We start from the raw sequence: 13,709 nt of genomic DNA, 5'->3' as shown, positions 1-13,709 counted from the left end.
GTGTTCCTCTCTTGCGAACTTCTCTGTTGGGGTCGGCCCGAGACGGGACTTTCAGGAGACGCCGAGCTGTCCGGAGAGGACGAGGACGGCGGCGCCGACGAGGACGACGTCCTCGCCGAGGGTGGAGGCCCGGACGACCAGGCCCTCGGAGCTCACGGGCATGGTCCGGGAGCGGATGCTGCGGTCGACGGCCTCACGGAGAGATCCGTCCAGCAGCTCCTGCGGGCCGCTCAGCACGAGCTCCTGCAGGTTCAGGGTGCCGACCACCGGGGCCAGCGCGGCGCCGAGCTGCTCGCCGACGCGGGTGAGCACCTCCTCGGCGTCCTCACTCTCGGCGAGCCGGCGGCGCAGCCGCGGCACGGCGAGGATGGTCTCCAGGCAGCCGGTCCGGGAGCAGGCGCACAGCTCGCCGTCGGGGTCGACGACGACGTGGCCGATCTCGCCTGCGGCGCCGCGGTGGCCGTGCAGCAACGAGCCCTCGAGCACCAGGCCGGCGCCGACACCGGTGCCGACCCGCAGCACCATCAGGCCACCGGTCCCGGTCTCGCCGAACGTGTGCTCGCCGAGCACGGCGGTGTTCGCGTCGTTCGCGACGAACACCGGGAGGTCGAAGGCCCGGGCCAGGCTCGCCGAGAGCGGGGTGTCGGCCCAGACCAGGTTCGGGGCGTCGATGACCGTGCCGGTGGCGTCCACGACACCCGGACTGCCCACGCCGATGCCGAGCACCGGGCGGTCGGTCAACGCGATCAGGTCGGCGGCGAGCCGGTGCACCTTGTCCACGGCGGCCTGGCCCGACGCGCCGTCGATCGTCACCTCGGCCCGGGCCTGCACCTGGCCGAGGAGGTTGATGACCGCGCCGGTCATCCGGTCGTCGTTGGAGAGGTCGATGCCGACGATGTGCGTCGAGTCGGCGGCCAGTCCGACCAGCATCGGCGGCTTTCCGACCCGGCTCCCGGCCGGTGCGCCGAGCTCCTCGACCAGGCCGTCGGCCATCAGCTCACCGATCAGGTCGGAGGTCGTGACCCGGGTCAGCCCGGTGCTCCGGGCCAGGTCCGCCCGGCTCGCCGGCCCCTCCCGGAAGAGCTGCTGGAGCAGCAGCGACCGGTGGTGCCGTCGGGTGTCCTCCTGGAGGAGCTTCCCGCGCGGCCGGAGCGGCCGGCCCACCGGTGAGATCGTCGTCACGTTTGTTAGTTCAGCGCACTTACATATTCCCCGTCAAGAGGTCGCGCGACATTCGATCCGTTGAGTCGGGAGTTCTGACTCGACCCTCAGGGGACCAGCGCGGGATCGGTGGGGAGCGACAGGGTGAGGATCGCGTCCTCGATGAGCTGGTCCAGCTCGATGTCGGCCTCGACCTGGTGCAGGCGTACGGCGAGGTGCGGCTCGGGGTCGTCGCCGGTGAGGTCGACCGCGGCGACGACGAAGAGCCGCTGCGGGCCGACGTACTCGACGTGGAGATAGGTGATCCGCTCGATCGCCGGGTGCTCGAGCAGGTTGGCGATCACCCGGGACCGCATCTCGGGGGTGAGCCCCTCGCCCAGCAGGTAGTCCATGTTCCGGCGCATCAGGAAGACCGCGACGAACGCGAGCAGCACCCCGACCGCGATCGAGCCGACCGCGTCCCAGACCGGGTTCCCCGTGAGCTGGTGGAGCGCGATCCCGCCGCCGGCGAGCAGGATGCCGAGCAACGCGGAGAAGTCCTCGAAGAACACCGCGCGCAACGTCGAGTTGGAGGTCCGGGCCACGAAGCGCAGCGGGTGCAGGCCGAACCGCTCGGCGGCACCGTGCACCTGCCGGGTGGCCTGGAGGAACGAGATGCCCTCGAGCACGAACGCGATGCCGAGCACCACGTAGTTCACGAGGAAGCTGGCCTCGGTGGAGTCGGCGGCGAGCTCGCTGATGCCGTGCCAGACCGACACGACCGCACCCGCCGTGAACAGGCCGAACGCCGCGACCAGCGACCAGATGTACGTCGAGCGGCCGTAGCCGCGCGGGTGCTCCTCGTCGCGGGGCCGCCCGCCCCGCCGCTCGGCGACGAGCAGGAACACCTCGTTGCCGGTGTCGGCCCACGAGTGCGCGGCCTCGGCCACCATCGAGGCGGAGCCGGTGAGGGCCGCGGCGACGGACTTCGCGAGCGCGAGCAGCCCGTTCGCGACCAGGGCGACGACGACGGTCAGCAGCGACTGGTCGTCGGCGGGCTCGCGCGGGAGCGAGGAGGTGGCGGACATGGGTGCCCCGTACCCACGCCGCGGGCTCCCGCACCTCGCACGTACGGTCGTGGCATGCGCCGGCTCCTCGTCCTCCCCGTGCTGGTCGCGGCGCTGACGGCCTGCAGCGGCAGCGACGGCGGCGACCGGCCGGTGGCGGCGCCCGCGCGGACGACCGGGTCACCGGCCCAGGCGCCGACGAGGTACGACCAGTACGTCGCCCTGGGCGACTCGTACACGGCCGCGCCGCTCGTGCCGCCGACGGACACCAGCACCATCTGCCTGCGCTCGGGCGTGAACTACCCGGCCCTGGTCGCGCAGGCGATGCCGGGCACCGCGCTGACCGACGTGAGCTGCAGCGGCGCGAGCACCCGGAACACGTTCAGCCCGCAGGTCGGCCGCACCGGATCGGTGCCGCCGCAGTTCGATGCCCTCCGGCGCACGACGGACCTGGTCACCATCGGGCTCGGCGGGAACGACGGCCAGCTGTTCGGCGGGGTCCTCGGCCGGTGCATGCAGATCGCGCGCACCGATCCGGGCGGCGACCCGTGCACGCGGTCGTTCCGGCGGGACGACCCGGACCTCCTGCACACGACGCTCGCCGGGATCGAGCGGCACATCGCCGACGTCGTCCGCGGCGTGCGCGAGCGCTCACCGCACGCCCGCATCCTGGTGGTCGGCTACCCGCAGATCATCCCTGAGACCGGCACCTGCGACCTGCTGCCGCTGGCCGACGGCGACTACCCGTTCGCCCGCAGCATCAACGAGGGCCTCGACCGGGCGGTCCGGCGCGGCGCGGTGCAGGGCGATGCCGAGTACGTCGACCTCTGGCACCTCACCGCCGGTCACGACATCTGCGCCGACGACCCGTGGATCAACGGCCGGGTGACGAGCGCCGAGACGGCGCTGGCCTACCACCCGCTCGCGGTCGAGCAGGAGCAGGTCGCGCAGGCGATCCTGGACCAGCTCAGCTGAGCGTGTCGTGGACCGGCACGCCGGCCACGACCGTGTACGCCGACGCCATCGCGCGCAGCGCCGTACCCACCGACGCGGTGTCGCCCTCGAGGGCCAGCGGGTTGCGGTCGAGCAGCACCAGGTCGCCGCGGGACCCCGGCTGCACCATCGGCTGTCCGTCGACGGACGCGGCCAGCGCCTCGCGCACGGTCAGCGCCTGCTCGCCGTGCCACGGGTCGCGGTCGTCGGCGGTGCGGTGCACGGCGGCCGCCATGGCCAGCCACGGATCGAGCGGCGACACCGGCGCGTCCGAGCCCAGCGCCAGGTCCACCCCGTCGTCGAGCATCCACCGGAACGCGAAGCACCGCTCCGACCGCTCGCCCCAGACCCGCTCTGTCAGGTCGCGGTCGTCGAGCAGGTGCGCGGGCTGCACGCTCGCCCGCACCCCGAGCGCGGCCATCCGGCGCACGTCGTCCCGCCGGGCCATCTGCACGTGCTCGACCGAGCCACCGGCGCCGGTCTCCGCGAACGCCGCGAGCGCCTCCCCCACCGCCGCGTCGCCGATGGCGTGGCAGGCGACCTCGAGGCCGCTCGTGCGGGCGCGGACGAACAGCTCCCGGAGCTCGGTGCCGTCGAGGTTCGGCTGGCCGGCGGGGTGCTCCAGCTTGTGCGCGTCGCCGTACGGCTCGCAGCACCAGGCCGTCCGGGTGTTGAGCGACCCGTCGCTGATGATCTTGAGCGGTCCCATCGTCAGCCGCGGGTCCCAGGCCAGCGGGTCGCCGGTGCGCAGGCCCGCGGCGATCACGTCGTCGAGGGTGTCGGCGTACGTCGCCCAGCGGATCCGCAGGCTGTCGCAGCCCTGCGTCCAGCGCTCGGCCCACTCCTCGCGGCTCGCGCCGAACTCGAAGTCGACCATGCCGGTGATGCCCTGCGCGGCGGCGTCGTCGAGCATCCGGCGGTACGCCTCCGGCGACGTGCCGTCGTTGCCGACCAGCGTGACCAGCCGCGGGTACGCCGCGAACCACTCCGTCTCGCGGACCACGGAGTCGCGGACCGGCATCGCGAAGTGCATCAGCGCCCGGGTGTTCAGCCACGCGTGGTGAGCGTCACCGCTGATCAGCACGACCGCGGTGTCGCCGGACACGGCGTCCAGCTCGGTCACGGTCGCCTCGCGGTCCCAGCCGCCGGAGCGGTGCCCCCAGCCGACGACCGGGAGATCGGGGTACGCCGCGATCCGCTCGGCCACCGCGCGCGTGACGTCCTCGGGCGAACGGGCGCCGGCGAGGTCGAGGCGCTGGGAGGCGAGCGTCCACTGGGCCAGGTGCGTGTGCTGGTCCCAGAGGCCCGGGATCAGCCAGCGGCCCGCGGCGTCCACCTCGGCGACACCCGCCGGGCGCTCGAGGCCCGCGCCGACCGCCGTGACCTCGCCCTGCTCGACGAGCACGTCGACGGGTCGGTCGGGTGCGCGGTCGCCGTCACGGAGCGGGACCAGCCGGGCGCTGCGGATGAGGTGGCTAGACACGATGGGCACGCTAGTGGGACGCCGGTTTACCCCAGCGCCGCCCCCGGGCATGATCGGCCGCGGAGGGTGAGAAGCAGAGAGGCGGACCATGGCTGACTCGTTCTACGACGCATTCACTCCGGAGGAGATCGCGCGGATCAGTGCCGCCGGCACCCGCGTGCACGTCCCCGAGGGGTGGTCGCCGATCTGGGAGCGGACGCCGGCGGACAAGGCGTACCTGATCCTCGACGGCAGCGTCTCGGTGCGGCAGCACGGCTCCGAGATCGCGCAGCTCGGCCCCGGCGACATCGTCGGCGAGGCCGCGATCGTCAACCACTCGCTGCGCACCGCGTCGATCGTCGCGCTCACGCCGCTGGAGATGATCCACTTCACCGACGAGGCCGTGCGGGCGCTCTGCGAGGAGATGCCGTCGTTCAAGTCCGCACTCGAGGCGGTCGCGGTCGAACGGTTCGGGGCCAGGTAGTTGGACCTCGAGCCGCTGCTGCTGGGCGGCCCACCGACGCTCAACCGGGTGGAGGTCGCCGCGCGCGCCGGCGTACCGCTGGACCTGGCGCAGGAGCTGTGGCGGCTGCTGGGCTTCCCGCGGACCGGTGACGAGGACGTCGCGTTCACCGAGGCCGACGTCGACGCGCTGCGCCAGGCGCGCGAGCTGATGGAGCTCGGCGTGATCGGGCCGGACTCCCAGTCGGCGCTGGTGCGGACCTGGGGGCGGAGCTACGCCCGGCTCGCGGAGTGGCAGGCGTCGCTGCTCGCCGCGATCGACCCGTCCGACGAGCTCGCCCGGGAGGCGCTGCCGCGCGTCGAGGCGCTGCAGTCCTACACCTGGCGCCGGCACCTCGCGAGCGCGTCGGCGCGGGTCGCCGCCGCCGGGGAGGGCGGTACGACGAGCGCACTCGCCGTCGGCTTCGTCGACATCGTCGGCTACACCTCGCGGAGCAAGCACCTCGAGGAGCGCGAGCTCGTGGAGTGGCTCGAGCACTTCGAGGCCGCGACGACCGGGCTGGTCGTCGACCACGGCGGCCGGATCATCAAGACGATCGGCGACGAGGTGCTCTTCGTGGTCGACGGCGCAGCACCCGCTGCCGAGGTGGCGCTGCTGCTCACCGAGCGCGAGGAGCCGTTCCCGTCGGTGCGGGTCGGGCTGGCGTACGGCGACGTGGTGAGCCGGCTGGGCGACGTGTTCGGCCCCACGGTGAACATCGCGTCCCGGCTCACCGGCGTGGCCCGGCCGGGCAGCGTGCTGGTCGACCGCGGCTGCCGTGACGAACTGGCCGCGGAGCCGGCGTACACGCTCCGCGAGATGCGGAGGACGCCGGTGAAGGGCTACGCCCGGCTGCACCCGTTCGTGCTGCGACGAGCACCTGCCGACGGTCCCGGGAAGTGAAGGCGCTCGGCCGTTGCCGACGGGGGATACGACAACGACCGAGCCCCGCGAATGTACGTGTCGGGAGGCGGCGCACACAACTCTGTGGACGCGGCGAGTCGCGATCTCAAGGACAAATCAACGGAGCGTGACCTGACGGTTCGCGAGCCCCGAGCGGGCGGCGCGCTCGTCGGTCGTCAGGTCGGAGCCGTCGGCGAGGGCCTCGGCCAGGTCGGCGGCGAACTTCTCCGCCGGCTCCTCCAGCGGCTCCGGGCCGGTGCCGAGCGGCAGGTCCCACACCGGGGCGAGCAGTCCGTGCGCGCGGAACATGCCGACGAACCGCGACCCCTCGACCAGCCGGTCCCGGCCGGCGGCGTGCAGGCGCGCGAGCGCGTCGAGCAGCGGGCCCTCCGGCTCGGGCATCACCCAGCGCAGGTGCTCCTTGGTCCCGACGTTCGTCCAGTACGCCGCCTCGACGGTCGTGAGCCGCGCGGTCGGGGACGCGGCGGCGTTCGCGTGCTCCAGCGCCGCGGCCATCCCGGCCCGCTCGGACTCCTCGACGTCCGCGATCCAGAAGTCGAAGCCGTCGTGCACCGTCACCGCCAGCGCGTCGCCGGCCACGAGGTCCTGGAGGCGCGGGCCGTCGCCGGGCTGGTCGGTGAGGCCGACGATCCCCGGCTCGGACTCGAGCGCCCGGAGCAGCACGGCGCCGAGGTCGCGGGCCGGGTCGCCGAAGTGGTGCTGCACCTGGAGACCGAGCCAGATCTCGCCGCTGTCGCGGACCATCGCCGGCGCGGCCATGGGCAGCAGCGTGCAGAGCTGGACGGTGCGGTCGGCGTGCTCCGTCAGGGCGAGCGGCGCGGTCGCCGCGGGCACCAGCTCGCGCATCGCGACGACGTCGCACTCGGACGGAAGCCCCTCGAAGGGCCGGCTCACGAACGGCGCGGGCGCCCCCCCGGGCGCGCCGTGGCAGGCCTTGTAGCGCTTGCCGGACCCGCACGGGCAGGGCTGCCGCGGGCTGACCTCGCCCTCGACCGGCTGGTGGGGGCGGGCCTTGGTGCGGGACTTCTTCGCCATGCGGGCGAGGCTATCTGTCGCGTTCCTCGAGCAGGTCGAGCAGGTACGCCGGCCGGTCCGTGATCACGGCCTTCGCGCCGAGCCGCAGGCACAGGTCGAGGTCGGCCGGGGTGTTCACGGTCCACACGTGCAGGTCGTGGCCGGCCCTGGTGATCCGCGGCCCGAGCTTCTTGTGGTCGGCGAGCTCACGGATCCCCGGGCCGACCAGCCAGTCGGCGCCGATCACCTTGCTGAGCATCGGCCAGTGGTGCGCCTTCTCGACCAGCTGGACCAGGGGTACGCCGGGGGCGAGCCGCTCGACGCGCTGCAAGGCGGTCCAGCTGAAGCTCATCACCCGGGCGGGCGACCCGGCCCGGTCCCACCCGAAGTGGCGCAGCAGGTCGACCACGCGACGCTCGACGAGGCCGCCGTACCTGGTGGGGTGCTTGGTCTCGACCGCGATCTCGATCCGGCGGTCGTAGTCGGCCACGGTCTCGAAGAGCGTGCGCAGCGTCAGCACCCGGTCGAGCCGCTCGTCGCGGTCGGGTGCCTCGTCGTCGAGGTCGGCCCACGGGTTCTTCCAGGCCGCGAAGTCGAGCTGGTCGAGCTCCGCGAGCTCCATGGTCGACACGATGCCCCGGTTGCTGGCGATCCGCCGCAGGTCCCGGTCGTGCACGCAGACCAGGTGCCCGTCCGCGGTCAGCCGGACGTCGCACTCCAGCCCGTCCGCCCCGTCGTCGAGCGCGGCGACGTACGCCCCGAGGGTGTGCTCGGCCTTGTCGTGGCTCGCGCCCCGGTGCGCGACGATCTGGGGTCTCACCGCAGCCGGTGCTCGACCAGGCCGACGAGGTTGCCCTCGGTGTCGCGGACGAACGCCTGCCACTCGTCGGTGCCGGCCGGCCCCAGGCTGTCGTCGTCGTGCTGGAAGATCACGTGCGGCTCGGACTCGAGGTGCTCCTGGAGCCGCTCGACCGCCGCGTCGATGTCGCCGACCCGGAGGTAGATCGTCGCCGGCGCGCTGCCGGTGCTGATCATCAGGCGCACCCCGCCGAGGTCGAAGAACACCAGGCCGGGCGGGTCGTACGTCGCTCGCGGGCCGGTGCCGAGCAGGGTCGTGTAGAAGGCGGTCGCCCGCTCGAGGTCGTCGGCGTGCTGGGCGATCTGGACGAGGTCCACGTCCCGATGATGTCAGGCCCGCAGGCACATCAGCGAGAGCGCAGGAACTTCCCGAAGTGCGGGACCGTGAAGGCCACGCTCCCCCGCTCGGCCGAGTAGACGAGGCCCTTCTTGATCAGGCCGTCGCGGGCCGGGGAGAGGGACTGCGGCTTGCGGACCAGGTGCCGCGCCACGTCGGCGGTCGCGACGGCGCCGTCGCCGTGCTCGGCGCCCAGGTCGGCCATCGCGGACATGTAGTCGCGCTCGGCCGGGGTCGCGCGGTCGAACCGGGCCCCGAAGAACCCGACCGCGAGCTCGGCCTCCGCCTCCGGCGCGGCCGCACGTACGTCGGCGACCGTGATCAGCGACTCGAGGGCGACATCCCAGGTGACCTTGCCGTACGCCTGCACGAAGTAGGGGTAGCCGTCGGTGAGCCGGTAGAGCTCGTCGAGCGCGTCCGGGGCGAAGGCCACCCCCTCCTCGGCCGCCGGGCGCCGCCAGGCCCGGTCGGCCATCTCCCGGGGCAGCCGGTCGACGGAGACGTAGCGGAACAGGCGCTCGGCGTACGACTTGGAGGCGGCGAGCGCGACGGGGAGGTGGGGGAGGCCGGCGCCGACGACCACCAGGGGCGCACCCTGCTGGCTGATCTCGTGGCAGGCGCCGCAGAGCGCGGCGAGCTCGGGCAGCGCGATGTCCTGCATCTCGTCGACGAACAGCGCGATCCCGACGCCGAGGTCGCCGGCGAGGGTGGCGACGTCGGTGAACAGCTCGACCAGGTCGAGCTCGAGGTCGCCTGAGTCGGCGCGGCCCCGGCTGGCCGGCACGTCGACCGGCGGCGTCCAGCGCATCCCCTTGCGGTCATCGAGCGCGGTCCTGGTCCCGAAGCTCTTGAGCACCCCGGCGACCGCGTCGACCCGGTCGGGGTCGCGGTGCCGGTGCGCCACCTCGCGGACCGCGGCGTGCACCGCCTGGGCCACCGGGATCCGGATGCTCTGGTCGGGACGGGCCTCGATCTTGCCGGTCCCCCACGCCCGTCGTACCGCCTGGCCCCTCAGGGCGTTGAGGAGGACGGTCTTGCCGACGCCGCGCAGGCCGCTGAGGACCATGCTCCGCTCCGGCCGCCCCGCCGCGACGCGCTCCAGGGTGATCTCGAACTGCTCCAGCTCCCGGTCGCGGCCGGCCAGCTCGGGCGGGCGCTGGCCTGCTCCCGGCGCGTACGGGTTCCGGATCGGGTCCACGCCGGGACGCTACCCGGCTGTCTAGCGGACTCCGTAGAAACGCGCCCGCGTTACAGCTGGTGGGGTCAGGCGGACTCGACGGCGCCGAGCCGGTCGCGGGCCTGCTCGTAGGAGTGCACCAGGCCCTCGCGGAGCACCTCGATCAGCGCCGGGACGTCCTCGATGCCCAGGCGGAACGAGCCGGCGCAGACGTTCTGGCGCCACAGCGAGAGCACGACGATGCCGGACTCCTCGTGCCAGGACACCCGGAGGGCGCGGTCGCCGCCGCGGGCGTCGAGGTAGATCGACCCCGTCTGCGGGAGCGGGCGTACGGCGGGCACACCACCATCATGCGCCCGACAGGAGCAGCCTGTCACCGGTTCCTGCCTAGGATCGGGTCGTGCCCGAGCTGCCCGAGGTGGAAGCGCTGGCCCTCGACCTGAAGGGCCGGCTGGACGGGCACGCCTTCGCGAAGATCCACCTGGCCCAGTTCAGCGCGCTGAAGACCTTCGACCCGCCGCTGACCGCGATGGAGGGGACGCTGGTCGACGACGTGAGCCGGCACGGCAAGTTCCTCGACATCGAGGCGTCGGGGGTCCACCTGGTCCTGCACCTGGCCCGCGCGGGCTGGGTGCGGTGGCGCGAGGAGGTGCCGACGATCCCGCCGAAGCCGAGCCCGAAGTCCACGCTCGCGCTGCGGGTGGTGCTCGACGACGGGTCCGGGCTGGACGTGACCGAGGCGGGCACCCGCAAGAGCCTGGCGGCGTACGTCGTCCGCGACCCGCACGACGTGCCCGGCGTCGCCAGCCTCGGGCCGGACCCGCTGACCGACGAGTTCACGATCGAGCGGTTCAAGGAGATCCTCGAGCGGGAGGGCGGCAAGCAGCTCAAGGGCGTGCTGCGCCACCAGGGCACCATCGCCGGCATCGGCAACGCCTACTCCGACGAGATCCTGCACGCCGCGAAGATGTCGCCGTTCAAGCCTGCCGGCAACCTCACCGAGGACGAGCTCCACATCCTGTACGACGCCCTCCGCACCACGCTGGGCGACGCGGTCGATCGGTCGCGCGGACTCGCGGCCAGCGAGCTCAAGGGCGAGAAGAAGTCGAACCTCGCGGTGCACGGGCGCACCGGTCAGCCGTGCCCGGTCTGCGGCGACACCGTGCGCGAGGTGTCGTTCGCGGACTCCAGCCTCCAGTACTGCCCGACCTGCCAGACGGGCGGCAAGCCGCTGGCCGACCGACGAATGAGCAGGCTCCTCAAGTGATCCCGACCGTGACGATCGACCGCGTCCCCGACCCGCTCCCCGAGGGCCTCGTCGTGCTCGACGTGCGCGAGCCCGTGGAGTGGCAGTACGGCCACATCGAGGGCGCGCTGCACATCCCGATGTCGGAGCTGCCGGCCCGACACGCCGAGCTCCCGGACGCGCAGACGCTGGTGGTCTGCAAGGTCGGAGGCCGGTCCGCGCAGGCGGCGATGTGGCTGCAGCAGCAGGGGCACGAGGTCGTGAACCTCGCCGGCGGGATGCTCGACTGGGCGGCAGCCGGCCGCTCCATGGTCAGCGAGTACGACGGGCCGCCGCAGGTCGTCTAGCCGGTATGACGTGACCCGGTCGCGGTGACGAGGCTGTGTGCCGGGTCCTCACCAGGCCCCGCCCAGGGCAGGAATGCCGGTCGTCAGCTCACTGCAGCTGCTCGATGACCAGGGTGGCCGCCGATGCTCCCGTGCCCCCGGAGAACGGCGTGATCGTGAGAGCGGAGCCGGAGGTCGAGTTCCGGACCGTCAGCACCGTGTTGACGACCGTGGTCGTCACCAGCGCCTCACCGGCGATCGCCGTGGTGCCGGTGGGCCGCCCCACGAGCGTGTACGGCACATCGACTCCGTCGAGGGTGACGACGAGCTGGCCGGGCTCGACGACCGGCACCGAGAACGACACCCGGTAGGTCCCGATGCGCGGCAGGACGAACGAGTCGGTACCGGCCCGCACGATGGAGCCGGTGCTCGGGCCGTCCTGGGGGAAGTCGACGTCCCCGCCGATCGCCACCGTGGCCGGGTTGTCGGGCGGCATGAGCGCGAAGAACTCCGCGTACTCGGAGATCGCGTCGGCACCGTCAGCACCGTCGGCGCCGTCGGCGCCGTCGGCACCGTCCGCACCGTCGGCACCGTCCGCGCCATCGGCACCGTCGGCACCGGGCAGTCCGGGCGGACCTGCGGGTCCTGCCGGACCGGCGTGGCCGGCCTCACCCGCCACGCCCTCGGGCCCGATCGGACCTCGGGCTCCGGCCACGCCTTCGACGTTCCACCCGATCTTCTTCGCGCCGGGTGGGCACGGCTCACCGACCTGCGTCCGGCTCAGGACCCGGGTGCCGGGGTCCACGCACGCGTAGATGTGACGGGCCGTCGGCCAGGGACGATCACCACCCTGACGACCGGCAACGCCGTACGCGACACCACCGGCGGCCACGAGCAGGGCAACTGCCAGGACCACGGCGACGTGAGGCCGCAGGAAGATGCGCGACTTCGACATGAGCAGACCTCCAGGACCGACGGGCTCGTGCGCGGGTGCCGCCGAATCGACGACCGCACGCTAGCGCGCGCCCTGGAGGTCCGGGCGGGATCGAGCAAACTCCTCCCGATCAGCTCGCACTCGACGTCGGCAGGTCGAGCGGGCAGTTGTCGGTCGTCCAGCTGTTGAACGCCTTCCCGTCCGCCTGGTCGGCGTCGCTCAGGCCCTCGTCGAGCTGCTCGAGGTCCTGGAGGGTGGCGTCGTCGTCGATGCCCTTCGCCTGCTCGACGAACAGCTCGAAGCCGTGCCGCGCGTCGTCCGGCATGTCCGCCGGCGCACCGACCTTCTCGATGTCGACGGCCCACGACTTGAACGCCCGGACCGTCGCCGCCGAGTCCGCTGCGTCGGCGCCGAGCACCTCGTCGAAGAGGTCGTTGAAGGCGGCGCAGAAGTCCGCCGTCGACGCCTCGGCGCCGTCGCGGCCGTCCGAGTCCCCGTTGCAGCCGGTCAGCGCCGCGACGAGGGCCAGCCCTCCGGCGACCGCGCCGACCCTCGTCATCCGAGCGACCCGCACTCGTCCTCGAGGTAGGAGTCGAACGCGTCGGCGTCCTTCTGCTCGGCGTCGCTGAGGGTGTCCGCGAGGCCGCTGATGTCCTCGGCGCTCGCGTCGTCGGGCAGGCCGCCGAGCGCGTCGAGGGTGACCTCGAGCCCGTGCCGTGCGTCGTCCGGGATGTCCTCGGGGGTGCCGGTGGACCGCATCTCCGCCACCGCGTCCTTCAGCGTCCTCACCGCGGAGGACGGGTCCGCCTTCGGGTCCAGCCGTCCGAGGTCCTCCGCGAGCGACCGGAAGTTCGCGCAGAAGTCCTCCTTCGACGCGGTGGTCGGCATGCTGCCGCTGCTGCCGCTGCTGCCGGTGTCCCCGCCACTGCTGTCGTCGCTGTTGCAGCCGACGAGGCTGCCCATGACGAGCACGAATCCGGCGAGCGCGAGTGCTGTCCTCATGGACCCACCCTGCCCCCTGGGGGGCGGTTCGCGCGACCGAAGTCCGGCGCGGGGACCGCGAGCGCTGCCGGCAGGAGGCGCAGGTACGCCGCCCGCGACACCTCGACAGCGCCGAGCGAGGCCAGGTGCGGGGTCAGCCACTGCACGTCGAGGACCCGCTGGGCGGCGTGCGCGTCGGAGAGCACCTCGACCAGGGCGAGCAGCGCGACCTTCGACGCGTCGCGCTCCACGTGGAACATCGACTCGCCCGCGAACAGGCCGCCGATCGCCACGCCGTACAGCCCGCCCACCAGCCGGCCCTCCCGCCAGGCCTCCACCGAGTGCGCCCATCCCAGCCGGTGCAGGCGCAGGTACGCCGCGGCGATCTCGCCGTCGATCCAGCCCGAGGGACGGGACGGGTCGGCGCACCCGGCGACGACGTCGGCGAACGCCGTGTCGACGCGGACCTCGAAGTCCCGCGCCGACCGGCGCAACGAACGCGACACCCGCAGCCCGTCCAGGGGGATCACGCCGCGGCGGACGGGGGAGAACCAGAACATCGGGTCGCCCGCCTCGCCCGACGGCATCGGGAAGAGACCGCGCCGGTAGGCCGCCAGCAGCGTCCCCGGCTCCAGGTCGGCGCCGACCGCGACCAGGTCGTCGAGCGGGTCGTAGCCCGACGGATCGCCGAACGCCCAGCGCGTCGGCGACGGTTCGGCGGGCATGGCTCGACCTTAAGGCGGCCACC

Annotated in this window: 17 protein-coding genes; 5 read left to right on the top strand and 12 right to left on the bottom strand. The window is 73.2% G+C overall.

Features of this window, described 5'->3' with window-relative positions; genetic code table 11:
- Window positions 1-51: 51 nt before the first annotated feature.
- Both N538_RS0115195 and N538_RS0115190 read right to left on the bottom strand, forming a co-directional pair.
- Window positions 52-1,182 carry an ROK family transcriptional regulator gene (locus N538_RS0115195; RefSeq protein ID WP_231496236.1) on the bottom strand — a complete coding sequence of 377 codons (1,131 nt, stop codon included), beginning with the start codon at window positions 1,180-1,182 and terminating at the stop codon, window positions 52-54.
- Between the two features lie 86 nt (window positions 1,183-1,268).
- A complete protein-coding gene (locus N538_RS0115190) occupies window positions 1,269-2,228 on the bottom strand; it encodes a cation diffusion facilitator family transporter (RefSeq protein ID WP_051549329.1) in 960 nt (319 codons plus the stop codon).
- A gap of 54 nt (window positions 2,229-2,282) precedes the next feature.
- Here N538_RS0115190 and N538_RS0115185 point away from each other — a divergent pair, with 54 nt between their 5' ends.
- On the top strand, window positions 2,283-3,182 hold the full coding sequence (locus tag N538_RS0115185; protein ID WP_028637990.1) for an SGNH/GDSL hydrolase family protein: 900 nt from the start codon (window positions 2,283-2,285) through the stop codon (window positions 3,180-3,182).
- On the opposite strand, the gene N538_RS0115180 is transcribed toward N538_RS0115185, so the two are convergent.
- The gene (locus N538_RS0115180) at window positions 3,175-4,683 is read right to left on the bottom strand and encodes an amidohydrolase (protein ID WP_028637989.1); all 1,509 of its coding nucleotides are present in this window, start codon (window positions 4,681-4,683) and stop codon (window positions 3,175-3,177) included. The two genes, N538_RS0115185 and N538_RS0115180, sit on opposite strands and share 8 nt — an antisense overlap.
- 88 nt (window positions 4,684-4,771) lie before the next feature.
- On the opposite strand from N538_RS0115180, the gene N538_RS0115175 reads away from it, so the two are divergent.
- Both N538_RS0115175 and N538_RS0115170 read left to right on the top strand, forming a co-directional pair.
- Window positions 4,772-5,146, top strand: coding sequence for a Crp/Fnr family transcriptional regulator (locus N538_RS0115175; RefSeq protein ID WP_028637988.1), 375 nt, complete (start codon window positions 4,772-4,774; stop codon window positions 5,144-5,146).
- Window positions 5,147-6,067 (top strand): adenylate/guanylate cyclase domain-containing protein, encoded by a 921-nt coding sequence (locus tag N538_RS0115170; protein WP_028637987.1) that lies wholly within the window; start codon window positions 5,147-5,149, stop codon window positions 6,065-6,067.
- A gap of 117 nt (window positions 6,068-6,184) precedes the next feature.
- On the opposite strand, the gene N538_RS0115165 is transcribed toward N538_RS0115170, so the two are convergent.
- The 5 genes from N538_RS0115165 to N538_RS0115145 form a co-directional block, all read right to left on the bottom strand.
- Window positions 6,185-7,123: a DUF5926 family protein gene (locus N538_RS0115165; RefSeq protein ID WP_028637986.1), complete on the bottom strand. Its 939-nt coding sequence runs from the start codon at window positions 7,121-7,123 to the stop codon at window positions 6,185-6,187.
- A gap of 10 nt (window positions 7,124-7,133) precedes the next feature.
- Window positions 7,134-7,922: a glycerophosphodiester phosphodiesterase gene (locus tag N538_RS0115160; protein ID WP_028637985.1), complete on the bottom strand. Its 789-nt coding sequence runs from the start codon at window positions 7,920-7,922 to the stop codon at window positions 7,134-7,136.
- Window positions 7,919-8,278 (bottom strand): VOC family protein, encoded by a 360-nt coding sequence (locus N538_RS0115155; protein WP_028637984.1) that lies wholly within the window; start codon window positions 8,276-8,278, stop codon window positions 7,919-7,921. Before N538_RS0115155 ends, N538_RS0115160 begins: the two co-directional genes overlap by 4 nt.
- A gap of 29 nt (window positions 8,279-8,307) precedes the next feature.
- A complete protein-coding gene (locus N538_RS0115150) occupies window positions 8,308-9,495 on the bottom strand; it encodes an ATP-binding protein (RefSeq protein ID WP_028637983.1) in 1,188 nt (395 codons plus the stop codon).
- A gap of 65 nt (window positions 9,496-9,560) precedes the next feature.
- Entirely contained in the window at window positions 9,561-9,815 is a 255-nt protein-coding gene (locus N538_RS0115145) for a hypothetical protein (protein ID WP_051549328.1), read from the bottom strand.
- A 59-nt stretch (window positions 9,816-9,874) separates the two neighbouring features.
- Between N538_RS0115145 and N538_RS0115140 the strand changes: the two genes are divergently transcribed.
- Complete coding sequence (locus N538_RS0115140) at window positions 9,875-10,741, top strand: Fpg/Nei family DNA glycosylase (protein ID WP_028637981.1); 867 nt, start codon at window positions 9,875-9,877, stop codon at window positions 10,739-10,741.
- Complete coding sequence (locus tag N538_RS0115135; RefSeq protein WP_028637980.1) at window positions 10,738-11,067, top strand: rhodanese-like domain-containing protein; 330 nt, start codon at window positions 10,738-10,740, stop codon at window positions 11,065-11,067. The genes N538_RS0115140 and N538_RS0115135 overlap by 4 nt, the downstream gene beginning before the upstream one ends.
- An 88-nt stretch (window positions 11,068-11,155) precedes the next feature.
- Here N538_RS0115135 and N538_RS0115130 read toward each other — a convergent pair whose 3' ends face one another.
- From N538_RS0115130 to aat, 4 genes are all read right to left on the bottom strand, one after another.
- A complete protein-coding gene (locus N538_RS0115130) occupies window positions 11,156-12,001 on the bottom strand; it encodes a hypothetical protein (RefSeq protein WP_081790502.1) in 846 nt (281 codons plus the stop codon).
- A 109-nt stretch (window positions 12,002-12,110) separates the two neighbouring features.
- The gene (locus N538_RS25675) at window positions 12,111-12,539 is read right to left on the bottom strand and encodes a hypothetical protein (protein WP_155992122.1); all 429 of its coding nucleotides are present in this window, start codon (window positions 12,537-12,539) and stop codon (window positions 12,111-12,113) included.
- Complete coding sequence (locus tag N538_RS0115120) at window positions 12,536-12,982, bottom strand: hypothetical protein (RefSeq protein WP_155992120.1); 447 nt, start codon at window positions 12,980-12,982, stop codon at window positions 12,536-12,538. Before N538_RS0115120 ends, N538_RS25675 begins: the two co-directional genes overlap by 4 nt.
- Entirely contained in the window at window positions 12,979-13,686 is a 708-nt protein-coding gene (aat, locus tag N538_RS25670) for a leucyl/phenylalanyl-tRNA--protein transferase (RefSeq protein WP_051549327.1), read from the bottom strand. Before aat ends, N538_RS0115120 begins: the two co-directional genes overlap by 4 nt.
- Window positions 13,687-13,709 lie beyond the last annotated feature (23 nt).

It is taken from the genome of Nocardioides sp. URHA0032, assembly GCF_000620645.1.
Taxonomy (GTDB): domain Bacteria; phylum Actinomycetota; class Actinomycetes; order Propionibacteriales; family Nocardioidaceae; genus Nocardioides.
This window is presented reverse-complemented; position numbering and strand designations above follow the sequence as displayed.

Coding starts and splice junctions, on each gene's coding strand:
- N538_RS0115120 (WP_155992120.1), bottom strand. CDS start 12,982: ATGAGGACAGCACTCGCGCTCGCCGGATTCGTGCTCGTCATGGGCAGC.
- N538_RS0115165 (WP_028637986.1), bottom strand. CDS start 7,123: ATGGCGAAGAAGTCCCGCACCAAGGCCCGCCCCCACCAGCCGGTCGAG.
- N538_RS25675 (WP_155992122.1), bottom strand. CDS start 12,539: ATGACGAGGGTCGGCGCGGTCGCCGGAGGGCTGGCCCTCGTCGCGGCG.
- N538_RS0115130 (WP_081790502.1), bottom strand. CDS start 12,001: ATGTCGAAGTCGCGCATCTTCCTGCGGCCTCACGTCGCCGTGGTCCTG.
- aat (WP_051549327.1), bottom strand. CDS start 13,686: ATGCCCGCCGAACCGTCGCCGACGCGCTGGGCGTTCGGCGATCCGTCG.
- N538_RS0115175 (WP_028637988.1), top strand. CDS start 4,772: ATGGCTGACTCGTTCTACGACGCATTCACTCCGGAGGAGATCGCGCGG.
- N538_RS0115190 (WP_051549329.1), bottom strand. CDS start 2,228: ATGTCCGCCACCTCCTCGCTCCCGCGCGAGCCCGCCGACGACCAGTCG.
- N538_RS0115185 (WP_028637990.1), top strand. CDS start 2,283: ATGCGCCGGCTCCTCGTCCTCCCCGTGCTGGTCGCGGCGCTGACGGCC.